A 19,640-nucleotide genomic window follows, 5' to 3' on the forward strand; every position below is an offset into this window, starting at 1 on the left:
GAAACCCGGGAAAAACTACCACACGCCGCCGCGGCCGCGGCCAACGGCGGCGGCGCGCGTCAGCCCCGGCTCATGCCCCGTCGAAGCGGTACAGGTCCATGGCCAGGAAACCGGCATCGATACCGGCATCGATGCGCTGGGCACCGAAGCCGCCCTCGCCTGCCGCGCCCATCGCGAAGAACAGCGGCAACAGGTGCTCGTCGGTCGGGTGCGCGCGTTCGGCGAACGGCGCCTGCCGGCGGTAGTCGAACAGGGCCTGGCGATCATCGGCGGCCAGGCGCTGCTCGACCCACTCGATGAAAGGCCGCACGTACGGCGCTTCCTTGCCGTCCTGGTAGTCGCCCCAGTCGTGCAGGTTGTGGGTGATGCTGCCCGAGCCGACCAGCAGCACGCCCTGCTCGCGCAGCGGCGCCAGCGCGCGGCCCAGCGCGAACTGGTGCTCGGGGCCGAGCAGCGGCTGGATCGACACTGGCACTACCGGGATGTCGGCCTGCGGGCGCAGCAAGCGCAGCGGCACCCACGCGCCGTGATCGAGGCCGCGCTGCGGGTCGAGGGCCACCGGCAGGCCGGCGGCGGCGATGCGGCTGGCCACCTCTTCGGCCAGCGCCGGATCACCCGGCGCCGGGTACTGCAGTTCAAACAACGCGCGCGGGAAGCCACCGAAGTCGTGGATCGTAGGCGGCTGCGGATGCGCACCGACCAGCGGCTGCCGGCCCAGCCAGTGCGCCGAGGCCATCACGATGGCGCGCGGCGTCGGCAGGTCCTGCGCCAGCTCGGCCAGGCGCACGCCGACCTGGCCCGGATGCAGGGCGGTCATCGGCGAACCATGCGAGATGTACAACGAAGGCAGGCGGGACATGGAATTCTCCAGTTGCAGGGTCAGTCGGCGATCAGCGCGAACGCAGGGTCCACTTGCCATCGCCGACCAGGAACAGCACCACCAGCGCCAGCACCCAGAACGCCGGGTATTCCCAGCCACCGCCGGCGTTGGCGAAACCGAAGCCGTTGGCGCCGTGCACGGTGACGATGGTGCCCAGCAGCAGCGGCACGCCGATCAGGCCGACCCAGCGCGCGTAGATGCCCAGCAGCAGCGCGGCGGTGATCACCAGCTCGACACCGATGGTGAGATAGCCGAGAACGCCGGGCAGGCCCAGCGACTCGAAGAACGCCGCCGTACCGGCCGGGGTGAACACCAGCAACTTGGTCAGTGCATGGACCAGGAACAGCACGCCCAGGGCCAGGCGCAGCAGGGTGGCACCGTACGGAGCCAGCGGCGAAACGGGAGCGGTGGAGGTGTGCATGGCGAAGCACCTTGAAGGGAGTGGACACAGGTTATTGCGCCTTCACGGGCCGATAAATACGATCGTTTGACCGTATTTATTTCAAAAGGCGCAACAATGGACACCCTCGAGGCGATGCGCGTGTTCGTGGCGGTGGTCGAGCGCAACGGCTTCAGCGCCGCCGCGCAGGCGCTGGACCTGTCCACGGCCGGGGTCACCCGCCAGGTCGCCGCGCTGGAAAAACGGCTGTCCACCCGCCTGCTCCACCGCACCACGCGCCGGGTCAGCCCGACCAGTGCCGGCGCGGCCTATTACGCCCAGTGCGTGCGCCTGCTGGCCGAGTTCGATGCGCTGGAGGCCAGCATCGGTGCGCAGGCGCTGGAGCCGTCGGGCACGCTGCGCATCAACGCACCGGTCAGCTGGGGCATCGCCCGCCTCGGGCCCTTGCTGGCCAGCTACCGTGAACGCTTCCCGCAGGTGGAGCTGGACCTGGCCCTGTCCGACCGCCTGGTGGACATGGTCGAGGAAGGCTACGACGTGGCCATCCGCATCACCCGCGAGCCCGGCCCGACGCTGATCGCGCGCCGCCTGGGCCAATCGCGGGTGAGCCTGTGTGCCGCGCCTTCCTACCTGGCCGCGCGTGGCACGCCGCAGACGCCGCAGGATCTGCCGGCACACGCGTGCCTGAGCTACAGCTACTGGGCCGCTGGCGATCACTGGCCGCTGCAGGGGCCCGGCGGCGAAGTGAAGGTGGCGGTAAGCAGCCTGCTGCACGCCAACAACGGCGATGTGCTGCGCGAAGCGGCGATCGCCGGCATGGGCGTGATCCTGCAGCCGGATTTCCTGCTGGAAGACGCGCTGGCCGATGGCCGCCTGGTGCGCGTGCTGCCGGAGTGGGAAGCCTCGCCGATCGGCATTTTCGCGGTCTATACCAGCCGCAGCCACCTGGCACCGAAGGTACGCAGCTTCATCGACCACCTGGTGGAGGCCGGGGTGTAGCCGAATCTGGCGTTTGCCGGCCAGCGGCCGGCACTACCGTCGTGGTTCGGCCTGGCGTTTGCCGGCCAGCGGCCGGCACTACCGGTCGGGTAGTGCCGGCCGCTGGCCGGCAGATACGAAACCCGCTCAGGCCACCACTTCATCCAGCGCATCGATGATCTGCTCCAGCGGCGCCGGCCGTCCCAGCAGGTAGCCCTGCACCTGGTCGCAGCCGTGCGCGGCCAGCCAGTCCAGCTGCCCCGGCGTCTCCACGCCTTCGGCGATGATGGTCAGCCCCATGCTGTGGCCCAGCGACAGCAGCGCGCGGCAGATCGACGCGTTGCGCGGGTTGGTTTCCACGTCCGCAACGAAGCTGCGGTCGATCTTCAGGATGTCCAGCGGCAGGTGCTGCAGGTAGGACATGCTGGAGTAACCGGTGCCGAAGTCATCCAGCGACACGCTGATGCCCTGCTCGTGCAGGCGCTGCATGGTCTGCATTGCCTGCGCCGGCTTGCGCATCAGGCTGCTCTCGGTCAGCTCCACGTGCAGCGCACCGCGGGCCAGCCCGAACTCCTGCTGGGCGCGGGTGAACTCCGCCACCAGGTCACTGTTGAAGAACTGCACGGCCGAGACATTCACCGCGATCGGCAACTCGCCCCAGCCGGCCTCGACCAGCCGGCGCTGCGCCTTCGCCGCCGCGCGGATCACCCAGCGGCCCAGCGCCAGGATCAGCCCGGTCTCCTCGCACAGCTGGATGAACTCGTTGGGCGGGATGAAGCTGCCATCGGCCTGCGGCCAGCGCAGCAGGGCCTCCAGCGCGGCCGGGCTGCCATCGCCGGCATGCCGGATCGGCTGGAAGTACAGCTCGAATTCGTTGTCGATGGCGGCATGGATGCGCCCGGCCAGGCGCAGGCGGTCGGCCAGCCGCGTGGTCACCGCCGCGTCGAACCACACCACCACGTTGCCTTCCGCACGCGCTGCGTGGGCGGCCTGCGCGGCCATGCCGATCACCTGCTCGGCGGAGTAGCCGTCACCGGGCACATGCACGGCCACGCCGATGCGTGGCTCGAACTGGTGCAGCGAATCCTTGCCGCGCATCGGCGCCGACACGATCTGCAGCAGATCATCCAGCACGCGCTGGGTATCGTGGCCGGTACCGATGGCGAACACGAAGTCCTCCGCGGGCTGGAACGCCAAGGTGCCGCAGCGCGCGCCCAGCCCGCCCAGCCGCGTCGCCATCGACTGCAGCACCGCATCGCCGATCTCACGGCCCAGCGTATCGGCCACCAGCTGCAGGCCACGCAACTGCACGAAGGCGATGGTGTAGCCCGCGTCCTGCTCGTCCAGCTGTCCGGTCAGCGCGCGTACGTTGAGCAGCCCGGTGGCCGGGTTGTGCCGCGCCTGGTAGGCCAGGTCGCGCTCGTAGGCCAGCCGCTCGCTGACATCCTCGGCCAGCACCAGGCACGCGGGCTGGCCATCGAAGTCCAGCTTGGACAGGTGCGTGCGGACTTCGAACACGCTGCCATCCTTGCGCCGGTGCAGGCGCACGGTGGCGTCCTGCAGTTCGCCCACGCGGGCTTTGGCGATCGCCCCCTTCACCTCGTCCCAGCCTTCGCGCGGGCGGATGTCGAGGATGCTCATCGCCAGGAATTCCTCGCGGCTGTAGCCGTATTGGCGCACCGCGGCGTCGTTGACCTCGATGAAGCGCAGCGTGTCCGGGTCGAACACCCAGAACGGCGCCGGGTTGCGGTCGAACAGCAGGCGGAAGCGGCGTTCCACTTCGCTCATCTGTTCGCGCGCCTGGTAGCGCTCGCTCAGGTCGGTCAGCGCACCGATCATGCGCCGCTCGCTGTCGTCCACCTCCACCCGCTGCCCGCGCGCGCCCACCCAGCGCACCTCGCCACCGGGCAGTACCAGGCGGAACACCTGGTCGAGCACCGCGCCACCGGCGAAGGCCTGGTCGAAGGCCTGCTGCAGGCGCGCGGCATCGTCGCGGTGCACGCGCGCAAAGAAATCGGCGACCGGCAAGGCATCGGTCTGCACGCCGAAGATCTCGCGCGCCAGCGGCGACCAGCGCAGCAGCGCAGCGTCCTCGTCCACGTACCACGTGCAGACGCGCCCGACCTGGTGGGCCAGGCGCAGTTCGGCATGGCCGGCTTTCAGTTCCTCGGCCATCGATTGCTGGCGGCGGGTAGTGCGACGCACCGCGTACAGCAGCACCAGCAGCACCGCGATGTAGGCCAGCACGATGGCGATCGACGCCTGCAGGTAGGGCCACCATGGCGCCAGCACGTCCTCGTCGGCCAGCCCGACCTGCACCGCCAGCGGGCTGCGTTCCAGCGTACTGATGGTGATGATGCGCGGCACGCCATCGACCGCGCCCGGCAGGCTGCCCAGCTCGACCACCGCCTGCTTGCCGAGCAGGTCGCGGCGCGGCAGGTCGTAGCGGCGGCCGACCGTGCCGTGCGGGTCCGGCACGCGGGCCAGCATGTAGCCGTCGGCATCGCTGATCGAGACCAGTCCATTGGGGCCGACATCGAGGCCACCGACGATGCGCTGCAGTTCGCCACAGCGCAGCCGTGCCAGCAACCAGCGGTCGCCGGCCATCGGCAGCGCCAGCGGTACCACCCAGCCGCCATCGCCGGCCCGCTGGGGCGGGCCGATGTACAGCGCGCTGCCCTGGCCACGGCGCTGCGGGTCGGTCCACAGCGGCAGCTGCAGGTCGCCCTGGCCGGCGGTCAGCGCTCGGCCGTAGCTATCGAGCACGACGATGCTGTGCAGTTCGGCATGGCGCCGCAGCACGCCACCGATGGCAGCGTCCAGCAACGCCGGTGCCTGCACCGGCACGCTGCGGAACAGCTCGACGGCATCGGCGGCGATGCCGGACATCGCCCGCTCCAGGTTGCGCAGCTCCAGCGCCAGCAGGCGTTCACTGCCCACCGCCAGCGCGCGGCTCTGGCGTTGCGCGGCCTCCAGCCGGCGCTGGTGGTCGTTGACCAGCATGGTGGCCAGGCCCGCCACCAGCAGCACGCCCAGCAGCACGCCGCCCCAGGTAATGGCGCGCAGTGGCCGGGCCAACGCCCGCTTCAGTGCGGGCATCGGTCGATCTTCCTTGTGCAGTCGGCTGGCTTCATGCGCGAACGAATCCTCCACGTCCCCGACCTCAACGGCCGGCGGACGCCATTCTTGACGCCTGACCCGACCCCGCATGGCCACCTCCCCATGACCACGCAGGGCTCCCGGGACCAGCATGCACCACCCCGGTGACGGCGTGAAGATCGCTTCGGCGCGTTCAGCCAGATCCTGCACAGGACAGGCGGCACAACGGGTCGGCCAGGCGGGCCCGGGCGGATTAGACTTGGGGTTTTCCGCTGCAAGAGAACTCCATGTCCAAGCTGCGCCGCCCCACCCTGGCACTGGCCATCATCGCCAGCCTGTCCCTGGCCGCCTGCGACCGCCCGGCCGATCCGGCCACCGGCAGCGCTGCGCCGGCCGATGCCGCGCCTGCCGCCGCCAAGCCGATGCTGGGCAGCTTCGGCTTCGATGCCAGCGGCATGGACCGCAGCGTTGCCGCCGGCGACGACTTCTTCGGCTTCGCCAACGGCACCTGGGTGAAGAACACCGAGATTCCGGCCGACCGTTCGCGCTTCGGCAGCTTCAACGTCATTGCCGAGAAGACCCTGGCCGACACCCGCGCCATCCTCGAAGGCGCGGCCGGCAACGCCCAGGCCAGCGGCGATGACAAGCTGATCGGCGACTACTACGCCGCCTACATGGACGAAGCCGCCATCGAGCAGCACGGCATCGCGCCGGTGCAGCCGCAGCTGAAGGCCATCGATGCGATCGCCGACAAGGCCGGGCTGGCGCGCGCGCTGGGCGGCGACATGCGCGCCGACGTCGACCTGCTCAACGCCACCAACTTCTATACCGACCGCCTGTTCGGCCTGTGGGTGTCGGTGGACATGCTGCAGCCGGACCGCACCGCCCCCTATCTGGTGCAGGGCGGCCTGGGCATGCCCGACCGTGACTTCTACCTGGGCGGCGGCCGCATGGCCGAACTGCGCAAGCAGTACCAGGCCTACATCGCGCAGATGCTGCAGCTGGCCGGCGCCGCCGACCCGGCCGGCAAGGCGCAGCGCATCCTCGCGCTGGAGACCAAGATCGCGCAGGCGCATGCCACCCAGGAAGAAACCAACGACGTGACCAAGGGCGCCAACCCCTGGACCCAGGCTGACTTCAACGCCAAGGCCCCGGGCATGGACTGGAACGCCTTCCTCGATGCGGCTGCACTCGGCAACCAGCAGGACTTCATCGTGTGGCAGCCCAAGGCCGTCGCCGGCCTGTCAAAGCTGGTGGCCACCGAACCGCTGGACGCGTGGAAGGACTACCTCGCCTTCCACGCGCTTGACCGCGCCGCCGCCTATCTGCCGAAGAAGTTCGCCGACGCCCGTTTCGCTTTCCATGGCACCGCGCTGAGCGGCACGCCGCAGCAGAGCGACCGCTGGAAGCGTGCGGTGGATGACGCCAACCATGCGGTCGGCGAAGCCATCGGCAAGCGTTACGTCGAAAAGCACTTCGACGCCAAAACCAAGGAACGTGCGGACGAGATGGCGAAGAACATCATCGCCGCCTTCGCCAAGCGCATCGATGCACTGTCATGGATGTCACCGCAGACCAAGGCACACGCCAAGGCCAAGGTTGCCGGCCTCACCGTGGGCATGGGCTATCCGGAAAAGTGGCGCGACTACACCGGGCTGGAGATCCGCCGCGATGATGCGCTGGGCAATGCACAGCGCGCCGAGCTGTTCGAGTACCAGCGCAACATCGCCAAGCTGGGCAAGGCGGTCGACCACAGCGAGTGGGCGATGCTGCCGCAGACCATCAATGCGATGAACGTGCCGCTGGAAAACCGCCTGGTATTCCCGGCCGCGATCCTGCAGCCGCCGTTCTTCGACGGCGCCGCCGACGACGCCGTGAACTACGGTGCGATCGGCGCGGTGATCGGCCACGAGATCAGCCATGGCTTCGACAACGCCGGTGCGCTGTTCGATGAAACCGGCAAGCTGCACAACTGGTGGACCGCCGAAGACCTGAAGCAGTTCAATGCCGCCGGTGATGCACTGGCCGCGCAGTTCAGCAGCTACGAGCCGTTCCCGGGCGTGCACGTGAACGGCAAGCTGACCCTGGGCGAGAACATCGCCGACGTGGCTGGGCTGGGTACTGCCTACGACGCCTACCAACTGTCACTGCAGGGCAAGCCCGGCCAGACCCTGGAAGGCTTCACCCCGGACCAGCGCTTCTTCCTCGGCTTCGCCCAGGCGTGGCGCAGCAAGAGCCGCGAGCAGGCACTGCGCAATTCGCTGCTGACCGACGTGCATGCACCGGGCCAGTTCCGCGCACTGACCGTGCGCAACATCGACGCCTGGTACCCGGCGTTCGAAGTGAAGGAAGGCCAGAAGCTGTACCTGGCCCCGGACAAGCGGGTCAAGGTGTGGTGATGTAACCGGAACGGGCGCCGCAGGGCGCCCGTTTCATTTTCCGGCCTCGCCCTGGTGGGTGCCGACCTTGGTCGGCACGGGGCAGGAATCCACGCATGGCGTGGATCTACCGACGGGTGGTGGCAACCATCAGCAGAGCGCTCGCAGCCAACGCCGCCGCAGTCCACAGATTGGCGTGCAGCCCGGTGCTGTCCAGCAGCCTGCCACCGGCCCACGCCCCGAACGCGATGCCGACGTTGAACACACCCACGTACAGCGCGGCAGCAATTTCAACCGCCTGCGGCACCGCCTTCATCATCCAGCCCATCAGGCCGACCGACACACCGCCGTAGGCCAGGCCCCACAGCATCAGCACCGCGATGCCTCCGGCCGGCGTGCCGCCCATCCACAGCAACAGCAGCGGCGTCAGCAGCAGGCCCGAGGCGATGGCCAGCAGCGTACCGCGCGGATGGCGTGCGGCCAGTGGCCCGGCAACGAAATTGCCGACGATGCCGGCCAGGCCATAGGCAAACAGCAGTCCGCCGATCCACGACGCGTGCACACCCGATACGTCCGTCAACAGCGGACGCACATAGGTAAACGCGATGAAGTGCCCGGCCACCAGCAGCACGGTCAGCCACAGGCCCTGGTGCAGGCCGCGATGGCCGAGGAGCTGCACGAACTGCATCGGCCGCACCGAGCTGGCAACCGGCAGCGCGGGGACCACCCGCAGGTGCAGCAGCATCACCGCCGCACTGAACAGCGCCATCGCCACAAACGCACAGCGCCAGCCCAGCGCGTCGCCGATCAATGCGCCGAGCGGCACGCCCAGCACCGACGCCGCAGCCACGCCGCCGAAGATGATCGAGGTGGCCAGGCCGATGCGGTGCGCGGGCACCAGGCGTGCGGCCAGGCCGCCGGCGATGGCCCAGATGCCGCCCATGCAGAACCCCACCAGCACGCGCGCGGCCAGCAGCCAGCCGATGCTGGGCGCCAGCGCGGAGGCGATGTTGGTCACTGTCAGCAGGCCGAGCAACGCACACAGGATGCGACGACGATCGATGCCACCGGCAGCGATCACCACCAGCGGTGCGAACAGCGCCGCCAGCAGGGCCGGCAGAGAGATCATCAGGCCGGCGGTACCGGTGGACGCGCCGAGCGCCTCGGCGATCGGGGTCAGCAGGCCGACCGGAAGCATCTCGGTGGTGACCACCGAAAACGTGGCCAGGCCAACCGCGCTGACGGCCCACCATGGATGGCGCACAGGGGGCACGGCATGCGCAGGCGAAGCAGTACTCACGGGACGACTCCTTCAGCGCAGAGAGAGGGAACAGGCCTGCGCAGCGCACGCCAGGCAAGCAGCGCGACCAGCAGCACCACGGCGCCCGCCATCAGCGCGATCACGAAACCGCTGCGCACGCCACCGGCATCAACGCTGTACCCGGACAGCGCTGCGCCCAGCGCAACGCCGATGTTCAAGCCGGCCAGCAGCCAGGTCATGCCTTCGGTAAGCCGCGATGCGGGCACGCGCTGTTCGACCAGCGACATCGCCACGATCATGGTGGGCGCGAAGAACAGTCCGGCCAGCAGCACTGCCGCCGCCAGCGCCGGCAGCGTGCCGGCCCATGGCAGCGGCAACGTGGTCAGGGCGGTCGCCGCCGCCCCCAGCAGCAACAGGCGCGGCATCGGCACCTGCAGCTTCAACGCACCAAACAGCAGGCCGGCCACGCAGCTGCCCAGGGCATAGGCCGAGAGCACCGCGCTCGCTGCCAGCGGCTGCCCGCGCTGCTCGGCGAACGCCACGCTGGTGATGTCGACGGTGCCGACGATCACGCCCATTGCCAGCATCAGCAACGCCAGCAGACGGATCTCCGCCTGCCGCAGCAGCGAACGCGAAGGCAACGCGGCTTCTTCGCGTGATTGCGGCGGCGGCTCGGTGCCCCGTTGCAGCACCAGCGCAGCCACGCCCACCACCAGCAGCAGGGCTGCCACCAGCACGCCGGCCTGCGGCCACACCGCCACCGACAGCCCCACCGACAGCGGTGGCCCGGCGATGAAGGTGACCTCGTCGAACACCGTCTCCAGCGAGTACGCGGTCTGCAGCGCCGGGCGCCCACGATGGATTGCGGTCCAGCGCGCGCGCACCATCGCCGACACGCTGGGCATGCAGCCGGCCATCATCGCCGCGCCGAACAGCATCGCGTCCGGCGCCGCCATCAGGGTGCAGGCCAGCAGCAACAGCAGGCCGGTCGCGCTGGCCGCGGCGGCCCACGGCAACACCCGTGCCTGGCCGTACCGGTCGACCCAGCGCGACACCTGCGGCGACAGCAACGCGTAGGTCAGCACGAAGGTGGCCGACACCGCGCCGGCCAACGCATAGCTGCCGCGCAGCTGCGACAGCAGGGTGATGATGCCGATGCCGGTCATCGGCAGCGGAAGGCGGGCCAGCAACCCGGCCAGGGCAAGCCCGGCCGTGCCGGGCGCAGCGAACAGGTCGCGATAAGGGGCGGCCATCAGGATCTCCAGAGCGGCGACTTGCCTGGCGCATGGGGCGCCACGACAATACATACAGGGCGTATGAATAAGAGGCTACATTCATACGCTCCGTATGTAAATAATCATGCACTGCGTATGTAAGGAGCTTTGGATGGTCCGCCGCACCCGCGCCGAGATGGAAGAAACCCGCGCCAGCCTGCTGGCCACCGCCCGCCGTGTGTTCAGCGAGCACGGCTATGCCGCCACCTCGATGGATGACCTGACCGCGCAGGCCGGGCTGACCCGTGGCGCGCTGTACCACCACTTCGGCGACAAGAAAGGCCTGCTGGCGGCAGTGGTCGGCCAGCTCGATGCCGAGACCGACCTGCGCCTGCAGGCGATCAGCGACAGTGCCGACGACGCCTGGGACGGCTTCGTGCAACGCTGTCGCGCCTACCTGCAGATGGCGCTGGAACCAGAGATCCAGCGCCTCGTGCTGCGTGATGCGCGTGCGGTGCTGGGGGGCGCCTCGCCGGAATCGCAGCGGCACTGCGTGCAGTCGATGCAGCGCCTGATCGAACGGTTGATCGCACAGGGCGTGGTGACGCCGGTGCATGCGCAGGCGCTGGCGTCGTTGATCTACGGCAGCCTGGCCGAGGCGGCGTTCTGGATTGCCGAAGGCGAGGATGGCGATGCGCGCCTGGCGCAGGCGACGGCCGCGCTGGAGTTGCTGTTGCGTGGGTTGAGGTCGGCCGGGTAACGCCCCTCCTCGCAGGGCGTGGATCTACGGTGCATACCCGCGCTGCTGGCGGCGCGCGCGGGTCGTCATCCACCCGCCGGGTTGCGCGGTCGGGCCCGATTCCGGGCGATCACCGCGCCGATGGCCGGTCTGCATGCTCAGCCGCGGTTTCATGTGCGGCCGCAGCACGTTTCACCCTGCGACATCCTGTCGCAGGCTGTCACCGCGATGCTGCAATGCAGCAACATTCACCCATTCAGACAAAACCCTTAGCGCGCTTGGCATTTCGCCCATTGCACGGCTCGCTGGAAGTGCTAGAACTGAACCCGCCACACCGTCCAATGCTGATCGACGCACGTTCCACAAGGAGCCAGCCATGATTGCTTTGTTCAAGGGTTTGGGACTACTGCTTCGCGACAACGAGCTCTACAGCAGCCCGTTCGAAAAACAGGTTGCGCACTGGCGCAGCCTCAGCGAGCAGCAGATCCGCGATGAAGTGGCTGTGCTGGCCCAGGCCAAGTGCCAGTGGCTGATCGCCTCGATCGTCGGCTGGCAGGCGGCCTCGCTGCTGATCCTCGGCCTGATCACCAACTACCTGTGGCGCGACGATTACCACATCACCTTCACCCGCGTGGTCGTGGTGTTCGGCTCGTGGATCTCGATCCTGTTCGTGATCTGGTTCATGGCCAACATGTTCGACCGCACGGCCGGCTTCGAGCGCTGGATGAAGGCCTTCAACAGCCGCGCCCGCATCAGTTCCAAGGCCGACAGCGTGGAGCATGTGGCCGAGGCGCTGGACCTGGCCGAGCACTATCCGGAAGTACTGGACTACAAGCAGGCAGTCACTGCCAGGCGCGAACTGCGCCATGAGGACATCCGCATCATGACCGAGATCGGGCGCATGAAGCAGCACTCCGAACTGGTCGGACGCCTCAACCATGTAGGCGAGAACGAGCATCACCACGACCTGACGCTGCAGCCAGCCTACTGACCCTTCGGGAAAGCGGGGGGACCCACAATGCCACCGTGATCACTCACGGTGGCATTGTTCTATCGGGTCCTGGCTGACGCACTGGCGGAAGCCCTTGGGCAGGTCGCGCATCGCTTCGGTCTTGCCCACCGCCACCGCGAACCGGCACAGCGGCGGCCTGGCGCAGGCCGCATCGGTGTTGCAGGCCGGGTCCAGCACCACATAGTGGCACTGGCCGCTGCGGCTGGCGATGCACTGGAACCGCGCTTGACCCTCGACCACGGTGCCCTTGCTGTACAGCGTATCCACGCCGTTGGCCTGGGTACGGGTGATCGAGGTGGTGCTGGATTTCTCGCAGCCGCCCAATGACAGCGCAGCGACGCAGGCAAGCAGGAACAGGCGCATGGTGCCTCCAGGGTGTGGTTACATGCCGCGGAACAGGCTCATGAACGGTTGGCTGACCACCAGGGTTTCCGCACGCTGGCGCAAGCGCAGCACGCCGCGCCCGGTATCGTCGCGGCTCACCGCTGCCACCGCTTTCATGTTGACGATGGTGGAGCGGTGGATCTGGCGGAAATGCTGTGGATCGAGCACTTCCAGCAGCTCGCGCAACGGCGTGCGCAGCAGGCTTTCGCCAGCGGCGGTGACCACCGTGGTGTACTTGTTGTCGGCGCGGAAGTAGGCCACGTCCTCGAGCATGATCAGCTGCGTCTCGCGGCCGTTGCTGGCGGTGATCCAGGCCAGTGGCGGACGCTCCGCGCCTGCCTGCGATGGGCCCAGTCGCTGCAGCAGGCGCTCAAGCACGGCATCGTCCTGTCGCGTCGATGGCAGCCGCGACAGGATGCGTTCGCGGGTCGCCAGCAGCCGCTCGTCGCTGACCGGCTTCAGCAGGTAATCCATCGCGCCCTGCTCGAAGGCATCGATGGCGTACTGGTCGTAGGCGGTCACGAACACCACCTGGGTACGCGGGCTAAGCTCGGACAGCGCGCGCGCCACTTCGATGCCACTGATGCCGGGCATGCGGATGTCGAGGAAGGCGATGTCCGGCTGCTTCTCGGCCAGCTGCTCCAGCGCCGTGGCGCCGTCTTCGCACTCGGCCACCAGCTTCAGCTCCGGCCACAGGCGGCCCAGCTGCTCCACCAGGGATTGCCGCAGCAGTTCCTCGTCTTCGGCGATCAGTGCTTCAAGCGGCATGGCTGCGCTCCTTGCCCGACTGCGGCAGGGTCATGGTCGCGGCCACGCCGCTGGGGAAGTTGGCGACGATCGCCACGCCGGCCTGCTCACCGCAGGTCAGGCGCAGGCGCTCGCGCAGGTTCTTCAGGCCGATGCCGGTGCCGCTGGTGCCCTGGCCGAAGCCAAGGCCATCGTCGGCCACGGTCACGGTGACATGGTCATCGAAGCCGCGCGCCAGGATCCAGATCGTGCCACCGCCGGGCTTCGGTTCCAGGCCGTGCTTGATGGCGTTCTCCACCAGCGTCTGCAGCGCCATCGCCGGCAGGTGCACGCCATGCAGTTCATTGGGCACCTGCACCTCCACCGACAAGCGTGCCCCCATGCGGATGCGCAGGATTTCCAGATAGGCGCGGGTGCGTTCCAGCTCCACGCCCAGCGTGGATACCGATTCATCTACCTGCGGCAGCGAACTGCGCAGGTACTGGATCAGGTGGCCGAGCATCTGTTCGGCACGCGCCGGGTCGGTGCGGGTCAGCACCTGGGCATTGGCCAGCGAGTTGTAGAGGAAATGCGGTTCCACCTGCGCGTGCAGCAGGTTCAACCGCGCCACTGACAGTTCCTTCTCGACCTGGGTCTGTTCGGCGGCGGCCTGCTCGTCGCGGCGCTGGTCGGCAACCCGCCGGCTGATCGCGCGGGTGACCGCTTCGGCATTCTCGTAGTTGCTGCCCTCGTCCAGTGCCAGCAGGTCGGCCCACCAACCGGCATCGGGCTCGAACAGCAGGGTGACGGTGCTGGTGCCCTGGCCTGGGGTGACCGTGGCCAGCACGCTGTTGCGCTTGATCGCCAGCCGCGCCGGCAGGTTCCAGCGCGACGGCTGGCGGCCGTTCCACAGATCGACGCGGCGCACATAGGCACGCACCTGCAGGCTGCCTGCCGAGCTTTCCACCTCTTCCACCCGCGGCAGCTCGCCCACGGCCGCCTCGACCACCGCGAACGCATGGCCGGCATCCATCGGCAGTTCGATCTGCCGGCGCTGGCGCCCCGACAGCGTGGCACCATCGAGGCGGCCGGCCACCAGCCAGACCCGCCGCACATGGGTCACCGCACTGCCCAGCGCGGAGATCATCAGGAACATCACCAGCAGCCCGAATACCCATCCGGGGCCGTCGTTCATGCCGCTGAAAATGCCGCTCCAGACCATGCCGGCCACGAACAGTGCCGCAGCCCAGGCGAGCAGGTGACGAAGAATGAGGGAGAGGCTGGCGAACACGGCGGCGCCTTGAAGGAAGGGGGTGAGCCGAGCATAGGGCGGCCCGCCGGGCAAACAAGCGGGCTGCGACGAAGGGCCTGAAAGCGGGGATGGAAGCCGTTCTGGTAGAGCCGGCCGCTGGCCGGCTCCCCATGACCTCCGCAAGCATCACAAGGTTCCCGGCCAGCGGCCGGCACTACCGGGAGGCGCCGGGCGGACCCGGCGCCCTCCCTTACTTGCGCTGGTCAGCGCTGGCGTCACGCACGGCGCGGAACGACTCGTCCTTGCTCCAGTTCGGCCAGCTGCGCGAGTTGGCCAGCTGGTCGCCCAGTGCGTAGAGCACTTCCAGGTCACGGGCCGCGCCGGCAAACACCCAGTCCGGCTGCCATTCGTCGCCCTGCTGGTGGTAGCGCTTGGCGGTGTAGTCTTCCGAGGCCTTCTTGCCTGCGGCTACGCCGCCATCCACCCAGTCCTGGCCGGCCGACCACGACAGCGCCGGCACGCCGCGCTTGGCGAACGGGAAGTGATCGGAACGGAAGAACAGGCCCGCTTCCGGCTTCGGGTCCGGGGTGTAGCGGATGTCCCAGCCCTTGGCCACATCCTTCAGCTGGTCCAGCAGCTCGAAGCGCGCCGCACCGTAGATGCCGAAATCACGCGACGGGCCGAACGGCGCCATGCCGTCCATGTTGATCACCGCCACGGTCTTTTCCAGCGGGTACAGCGGATGGGTGGCGTAGTACTCCGAACCCAGCAGGCCCTTCTCCTCGGCGGTGACCGCCAGGAACAGCACCGAACGCTGCGGGCGCTTGGCCTTGGCGAAGCCGCGCGCCAGCTCGACCAGCGAGGCGGTACCGCTGGCATTGTCCAGCGCACCGTTGAAGATGCGGTCACCGCGCGCATCCGGCTCGCCCACGCCGATGTGGTCCCAGTGCGCGCTGTAGATGATCGTCTCGTCCGGGTGGCGGCTGCCTTCCAGGCGCGCGGCCACGTTGTGCGAGGTGATCACTTCGGTCTTCACCGCATACTTCGCGTCCAGGCTGGCGCCGGTCAGCGGCACCGGGGTGAAGTCGCGCTGCTGCGCCTTCTTCTTCAGCGCATCGAAGTCCTGCCCGGCCGAGCGGAACAGCTCCACGGCCAGGTCGCGCTGGATCCAGCCTTCCAGCAGCGGATGGCTCTCGGCCGGGTTGTCGCGCACCACGTCGAACATGGTGTTGGTGTTGGAACCGGCCACGGTGGCCCAGCCGTACGAGGCCGGTGCGGTCTCGTGCACGATCAGCACGCCCAGCGCGCCCTGGCGGGCGCCTTCCTCGTACTTGTAGGTCCAACGGCCGTAGTAGGTCATGCCCTTGCCGTCGAAGTCGCCCTGCCCGGTCTCGAAGTCCGGGTCGTTGATCAGCACCACGGCGATCTTGCCCTTCAGGTCGACGCCCTTGAAGTCGTCCCAGTTGCGCTCCGGGGCCTTCACGCCATAGCCAAGGAACACCAGCGGCGCCTTGCTGATATCAACGTTGCTGGCGCCGTTCATCGCGGCACGCACGGCAATCTGCTTGCCCTGTTCCAGCGGCAGGGTCTTGCTGCCCTGGTGCAGGGCCAGCTGCGGTGCGCCGACGATATCGCCCTTGCGCAGCGGCACGGCCTGGGTCCACAGGCGCTTGCCGTCCTTGAGGTCGCCGCCGGGCTGCAGGCCGGCATCGGCGAACTGCTTGCTGAGGTAGGCGATGGTCTTCTCTTCGCCGGCAGTGGCCGGCGAGCGGCCCTCGTAGGCGTCGGAGGCCAGTTCCTTGACGTCGGCGGAGATCCGCGCGCCATCGAATTTCGGCGTGGCCGCCATCAGTGCGCTCGACACCGACAGGGCCAGCACGCCCAGTACTACTCGTTTCATTGCTCTCTCCAGCAGGGAAATCTCTCTGGAGTGTAATGGGATTCGGCAGCGCTGCGCCCCGCCTTTGGTGGGTGTCGACCTTGGTCGACACGCCACGCCATGCATGGGGTCAGATCCCGTTCCCGTCGGAAGAGAGCGCTGACCCCGATCGCTGGGCGCGCAACAGCAGCAGCTCGCGCTCGCGGGCGTTGCCGGTCAGCGCGGCGGCGGCGGCGAAGGCCGCGCGCGCGTCATCGGCCCGGCCCAGCTGCTGCAGCAGGTCGCCACGCACCACCTGCAAGGGCGCATAGCCCTGCAACCGCGCATCGGCCAGCAAAGGTTGCAGCAGCGCCCAGCCCGCAAACGCGCCGTCGCTGCGCGACACCGCCACCACCCGGTTCAGGGCCACGACCGGCGACGGCATCACCTGCAGCAACTGTGCATACAGTGTGGCGATGCGCGTCCAGTCGGTATCTTCGGCGCGGCGTGCGGCGGCATGGCAGGCCGCGATGCGCGCCTGCAGCACGTACGGGTCTTCGCCGCCATTGGCCGCCAGTGCGCGTGCCAGTGCCTGCTGGCCGCGCTCGATCTGCAGCCAGTCCCAGCGTGCGCGGTTCTGCTGGTCCAGCAGCACAGGCGTGCCCTGCGCATCGGTCCGCGCGGCCGCGCGCGAGGCCTGCAGTTCCATCAACGCCAGCAGGCCCAGCACCGGCGGCACCGGCAACCGGTGCGCCAGGATGCGCGCCAGCCGCAGCGCTTCCTCGCACAGTGCCGGTCGCATCCAGTCATCACCGGCGCTGGCCGCATAGCCTTCGTTGAACACCAGATAGATCGCCTCCAGCACCGAGGCCAAGCGCTCGGGCATCGCCTCCGCGCGCGGCACTTCGTAAGGCACCTGTTTCTGCGCCAGGGTGCGCTTGGCCCGCACGATGCGCTGGGCGATGGTCGGTTCCGGCTGCAGGAAGCCGCGGGCGATCTCGGTGGTGGTCAGGCCGCCGAGCAGGCGCAGGGTCAGCGCCACCCGCGCATCGGCGGGCAGCACCGGATGGCAGGCCACGAACATCAGCCGCAGCAGATCGTCGCCCAGGTCATCTTCCAGCGCCTGGCTGTCATCCGGTGCCGGCAGCGCCGCCGGATGCAGTTCCTCGCCCCACTGCGCATGCTGCTGCGCCACCCGCTGGTGCTGGCGCAGCACATCGATGGCACGGTTGCGCGCAGTGGTCATCAGCCAGGCTCCGGGGTTGTCCGGGATGCCCTGCTCCGGCCAGCGCTCCAGCGCGGCCAGCCAGGTGTCCTGGGCCAGCTCCTCGGCGCGACCCACATCGCCCCCGAGCAACCGCGCCAGGCGCGCGATCAGCACCGGCGACTCCATCCGCCAGAGGGTTTCAAAGCGCTGCGTCAGTGCGGGATCAGGCATGCGCCGATCACAGCATGCACGCCTGGCGCGCACAAGCGCGCCGCGGCGCGATGCTCAGCCCGGCTCGCCGTCCATGTGCGCGATTTCCCAGAGATGCCCATCCAGGTCCTGGAAGCCGCGCTGATACATGAAGCCATAGTCACGTGCCGGCTGCGGTTCACTGGCGCCGGCCGCGAGTGCCTTGTCCACCATTGCGTCCACCGCCTTGCGGCTGTCTGCCGACAGGCAGGTGATCACCTCGGTGTGACTGTGCGCATCGGCAATCGCCTTGTTGGTGAACTGCTTGAAGAACGGCTGGGTCAGCAGCATCACGAAGATGCTCTCGCTGACCACCATGCAGGCCGCATCGTCGTTGGTGAAGGTCGGGTTGAAGCTGTAGCCCAACGCGGCGAAGAAGGCCTTGGACGCGTTCAGATCCTGCACGGGCAGGTTGACGAAGATCATCTGCGGTTGCGGTGCACTCATCGGTAAAGCTCCTTGTGGATGAAAGAGGGAATGGGATCAGGGCTGCTTCATGCAGTTGACCATCCACGGCTTGCCGTAGCGATCGATCAACATGCCCCAGCGATGCGCCCAGAACGTTTCGGCAATCGGCATCTGTACCTGGCCCCCCTCGGCCAGCGCGGCGAACACGCGCTCGGCTTCTTCAATGCTGTCAACGTCGACATTGATGGTGGTCGAGCCACCCTCGCCACCGCCGGGGCCGTCGGCGGCCATTACGATCGCGTTGCCGATCTCCAGCTGGCTGTGCGCGACGTGGTCCAGGGTTTCCGGCGGCATCTCGTTGCAACCCGGCGAGCCATCGGACGGCGGCATGTCCCGGTACTTCATTTCAGAGGTGACCTGGCCACCGAGTGCCTTGGCATAGAATGCCATCGCATCGTGGGCCTGGCCGCTGAAGCCGAGGAAGGGAATCAGTTTCATGGCATTGCTCCGTTGATTGATACAGGGTGTTGCCAGGCCATGCCCGGCGTGGAGTGAGTCGGGTCAGCCTTCCAGCCGCGCACGCAGACGCTGTTCCTGCTGCTGTAAGTCGGGGGTGAAGGCTTCACCGAAGTCTTCGGCGGAGATCAGGGGGCGCAGTTCCAGCGTGCCGCCGCTGCCGAACGGCGCACGGCTGGCCCACTCGACGGCCTCGTCCAGCGACCGCACCTCCCACAGCCAGAAGCCAGCGATCTGCTCGTCGGCGGGGCCGAATGGACCGGCCTCGACCGTGGGTGCCGTGCCACCGAAATGAATGCGGCGGCCGCGCTGGGTGGCATGCAGACCTTCACCGGCCAGCATGATGCCGGCGGCCACCAGTTGTTCGTTGAAGGCGCCCATTTCGGACAGCTCCTGCTGGCTGGGCATGCGGCCGGCTTCGGAGTCGGCGTTGGCCTTCACGATCACCATCACTTTCATTGCGGTCTCCTGTGGGGACGCGTGGTGCGTGCCCTTCACTGGGTACAACGAACCAGGGCGATGGGAATCGACACGTCTTCTGAAAATTATTTCTTCGGCGGGAAGCGCGCCTTCGGCGGGAGTCGGCGAACGGCGGAGCCCCTCCGTGGTGGGGTGGGAGGGTCGCTGGAAGCTCCGGCTTATGGGTTTGGCCGGGTGGGTAGGCGGGTCGGGGGACGCCGTAAACCCATCCATGGGGGCTTGGCCGCGGCATCCATGCCGCGGACACCCCCGCCCCGCCTACCCACCCGGCCACGGACAGGTTCCTGTCTCCGTTCCACCACGGGAAGATCAAGAGAAAAAGGCAAAAGCAACAGCAACAGCGGTTGGCTGGCGGCCTCGGCTTTGCGAGCGAAGCGACCCGCTTTTGCTCTTGTTGTTGATTTTCCGTGGTGGTTCGGCGACCGGAATCTGTCAGGGGTCGGGCGGGTGGGGTTGGCGGGGTATCTGATCTGGCCCCCTGAAAACGGACGCCATGAAGCCGTTTCAGGCGGCAGTCCGGAGCTGCCGGGCATAGTTGTTAGGCGAGTGGTAGCCCAGCGCCGAGTGTAGCCGGGCTGGATTGTAGAAGCCGTGGATGT

Annotated in this window: 17 protein-coding genes; 4 read left to right on the top strand and 13 right to left on the bottom strand. The window is 68.2% G+C overall.

The features are described from left to right. Positions 1 to 70: 70 nt before the first annotated feature. Positions 71 to 859: a dioxygenase gene (locus AC5P7U_RS13125; protein WP_197564377.1), complete on the bottom strand. Its 789-nt coding sequence runs from the start codon at positions 857 to 859 to the stop codon at positions 71 to 73. A 31-nt stretch (positions 860 to 890) separates the two neighbouring features. Then, the gene (locus tag AC5P7U_RS13130; protein WP_197564378.1) at positions 891 to 1,301 is read right to left on the bottom strand and encodes a DoxX family protein; all 411 of its coding nucleotides are present in this window, start codon (positions 1,299 to 1,301) and stop codon (positions 891 to 893) included. A 96-nt stretch (positions 1,302 to 1,397) separates the two neighbouring features. Here AC5P7U_RS13130 and AC5P7U_RS13135 point away from each other — a divergent pair, with 96 nt between their 5' ends. Then, positions 1,398 to 2,279, top strand: a complete 882-nt coding sequence (locus AC5P7U_RS13135; RefSeq protein ID WP_164086211.1) for a LysR family transcriptional regulator — start codon at positions 1,398 to 1,400, stop codon at positions 2,277 to 2,279. A gap of 126 nt (positions 2,280 to 2,405) precedes the next feature. Here AC5P7U_RS13135 and AC5P7U_RS13140 read toward each other — a convergent pair whose 3' ends face one another. Continuing rightward, positions 2,406 to 5,468, bottom strand: a complete 3,063-nt coding sequence (locus AC5P7U_RS13140) for a bifunctional diguanylate cyclase/phosphodiesterase (protein WP_197564864.1) — start codon at positions 5,466 to 5,468, stop codon at positions 2,406 to 2,408. Between the two features lie 176 nt (positions 5,469 to 5,644). Here AC5P7U_RS13140 and AC5P7U_RS13145 point away from each other — a divergent pair, with 176 nt between their 5' ends. Further along, entirely contained in the window at positions 5,645 to 7,756 is a 2,112-nt protein-coding gene (locus tag AC5P7U_RS13145) for a M13 family metallopeptidase (protein ID WP_495221188.1), read from the top strand. Positions 7,757 to 7,862: 106 nt separating this feature from the next. Here AC5P7U_RS13145 and AC5P7U_RS13150 read toward each other — a convergent pair whose 3' ends face one another. Beyond that, positions 7,863 to 9,035, bottom strand: a complete 1,173-nt coding sequence (locus AC5P7U_RS13150) for an MFS transporter (protein WP_495221189.1) — start codon at positions 9,033 to 9,035, stop codon at positions 7,863 to 7,865. Beyond that, complete coding sequence (locus AC5P7U_RS13155) at positions 9,032 to 10,249, bottom strand: MFS transporter (protein WP_312560029.1); 1,218 nt, start codon at positions 10,247 to 10,249, stop codon at positions 9,032 to 9,034. Before AC5P7U_RS13155 ends, AC5P7U_RS13150 begins: the two co-directional genes overlap by 4 nt. Positions 10,250 to 10,382: 133 nt before the next feature. Here AC5P7U_RS13155 and AC5P7U_RS13160 point away from each other — a divergent pair, with 133 nt between their 5' ends. Both AC5P7U_RS13160 and AC5P7U_RS13165 read left to right on the top strand, forming a co-directional pair. After that, positions 10,383 to 10,970 (top strand): TetR/AcrR family transcriptional regulator, encoded by a 588-nt coding sequence (locus tag AC5P7U_RS13160; protein ID WP_308308575.1) that lies wholly within the window; start codon positions 10,383 to 10,385, stop codon positions 10,968 to 10,970. A gap of 355 nt (positions 10,971 to 11,325) precedes the next feature. Then, positions 11,326 to 11,940 (top strand): hypothetical protein, encoded by a 615-nt coding sequence (locus AC5P7U_RS13165; RefSeq protein ID WP_004153965.1) that lies wholly within the window; start codon positions 11,326 to 11,328, stop codon positions 11,938 to 11,940. Positions 11,941 to 11,979: 39 nt separating this feature from the next. Here the strand turns inward: AC5P7U_RS13165 and AC5P7U_RS13170 are convergent, their stop codons facing one another. From AC5P7U_RS13170 to AC5P7U_RS13205, 8 genes are all read right to left on the bottom strand, one after another. After that, entirely contained in the window at positions 11,980 to 12,324 is a 345-nt protein-coding gene (locus AC5P7U_RS13170) for a hypothetical protein (protein ID WP_495221190.1), read from the bottom strand. Positions 12,325 to 12,342: 18 nt separating this feature from the next. Then, positions 12,343 to 13,113: a LytR/AlgR family response regulator transcription factor gene (locus AC5P7U_RS13175; protein WP_008265994.1), complete on the bottom strand. Its 771-nt coding sequence runs from the start codon at positions 13,111 to 13,113 to the stop codon at positions 12,343 to 12,345. Beyond that, entirely contained in the window at positions 13,103 to 14,362 is a 1,260-nt protein-coding gene (locus AC5P7U_RS13180; RefSeq protein WP_008264839.1) for a sensor histidine kinase, read from the bottom strand. The genes AC5P7U_RS13175 and AC5P7U_RS13180 overlap by 11 nt, the downstream gene beginning before the upstream one ends. A 211-nt stretch (positions 14,363 to 14,573) precedes the next feature. Further along, positions 14,574 to 16,223 (bottom strand): M28 family metallopeptidase, encoded by a 1,650-nt coding sequence (locus AC5P7U_RS13185; RefSeq protein WP_197565091.1) that lies wholly within the window; start codon positions 16,221 to 16,223, stop codon positions 14,574 to 14,576. A gap of 109 nt (positions 16,224 to 16,332) precedes the next feature. Continuing rightward, positions 16,333 to 17,619: an RNA polymerase sigma factor gene (locus AC5P7U_RS13190; protein WP_308309603.1), complete on the bottom strand. Its 1,287-nt coding sequence runs from the start codon at positions 17,617 to 17,619 to the stop codon at positions 16,333 to 16,335. Between the two features lie 54 nt (positions 17,620 to 17,673). Then, the gene (locus tag AC5P7U_RS13195) at positions 17,674 to 18,084 is read right to left on the bottom strand and encodes a VOC family protein (protein WP_004153957.1); all 411 of its coding nucleotides are present in this window, start codon (positions 18,082 to 18,084) and stop codon (positions 17,674 to 17,676) included. Positions 18,085 to 18,120: 36 nt separating this feature from the next. Next, on the bottom strand, positions 18,121 to 18,543 hold the full coding sequence (locus AC5P7U_RS13200) for a VOC family protein (protein ID WP_004153956.1): 423 nt from the start codon (positions 18,541 to 18,543) through the stop codon (positions 18,121 to 18,123). Between the two features lie 63 nt (positions 18,544 to 18,606). Then, positions 18,607 to 19,020: a YciI family protein gene (locus tag AC5P7U_RS13205; protein ID WP_197565089.1), complete on the bottom strand. Its 414-nt coding sequence runs from the start codon at positions 19,018 to 19,020 to the stop codon at positions 18,607 to 18,609. Positions 19,021 to 19,640 lie beyond the last annotated feature (620 nt).

This window comes from Stenotrophomonas sp. YJH_SMC_57 (assembly GCF_059369755.1).

What these genes read in the sequence shown, in the direction of transcription:
- AC5P7U_RS13205 (WP_197565089.1), bottom strand. Translation starts at nt 19,020, where the DNA reads ATGAAAGTGATGGTGATCGTGAAGGCCAACGCCGACTCCGAAGCCGGC.
- AC5P7U_RS13130 (WP_197564378.1), bottom strand. Translation starts at nt 1,301, where the DNA reads ATGCACACCTCCACCGCTCCCGTTTCGCCGCTGGCTCCGTACGGTGCC.
- AC5P7U_RS13155 (WP_312560029.1), bottom strand. Translation starts at nt 10,249, where the DNA reads ATGGCCGCCCCTTATCGCGACCTGTTCGCTGCGCCCGGCACGGCCGGG.
- AC5P7U_RS13200 (WP_004153956.1), bottom strand. Translation starts at nt 18,543, where the DNA reads ATGAAACTGATTCCCTTCCTCGGCTTCAGCGGCCAGGCCCACGATGCG.
- AC5P7U_RS13160 (WP_308308575.1), top strand. Translation starts at nt 10,383, where the DNA reads ATGGTCCGCCGCACCCGCGCCGAGATGGAAGAAACCCGCGCCAGCCTG.
- AC5P7U_RS13175 (WP_008265994.1), bottom strand. Translation starts at nt 13,113, where the DNA reads ATGCCGCTTGAAGCACTGATCGCCGAAGACGAGGAACTGCTGCGGCAA.
- AC5P7U_RS13125 (WP_197564377.1), bottom strand. Translation starts at nt 859, where the DNA reads ATGTCCCGCCTGCCTTCGTTGTACATCTCGCATGGTTCGCCGATGACC.
- AC5P7U_RS13140 (WP_197564864.1), bottom strand. Translation starts at nt 5,468, where the DNA reads ATGCGGGGTCGGGTCAGGCGTCAAGAATGGCGTCCGCCGGCCGTTGAG.
- AC5P7U_RS13135 (WP_164086211.1), top strand. Translation starts at nt 1,398, where the DNA reads ATGGACACCCTCGAGGCGATGCGCGTGTTCGTGGCGGTGGTCGAGCGC.
- AC5P7U_RS13165 (WP_004153965.1), top strand. Translation starts at nt 11,326, where the DNA reads ATGATTGCTTTGTTCAAGGGTTTGGGACTACTGCTTCGCGACAACGAG.
- AC5P7U_RS13185 (WP_197565091.1), bottom strand. Translation starts at nt 16,223, where the DNA reads ATGAAACGAGTAGTACTGGGCGTGCTGGCCCTGTCGGTGTCGAGCGCA.
- AC5P7U_RS13145 (WP_495221188.1), top strand. Translation starts at nt 5,645, where the DNA reads ATGTCCAAGCTGCGCCGCCCCACCCTGGCACTGGCCATCATCGCCAGC.
- AC5P7U_RS13195 (WP_004153957.1), bottom strand. Translation starts at nt 18,084, where the DNA reads ATGAGTGCACCGCAACCGCAGATGATCTTCGTCAACCTGCCCGTGCAG.
- AC5P7U_RS13190 (WP_308309603.1), bottom strand. Translation starts at nt 17,619, where the DNA reads ATGCCTGATCCCGCACTGACGCAGCGCTTTGAAACCCTCTGGCGGATG.
- AC5P7U_RS13170 (WP_495221190.1), bottom strand. Translation starts at nt 12,324, where the DNA reads ATGCGCCTGTTCCTGCTTGCCTGCGTCGCTGCGCTGTCATTGGGCGGC.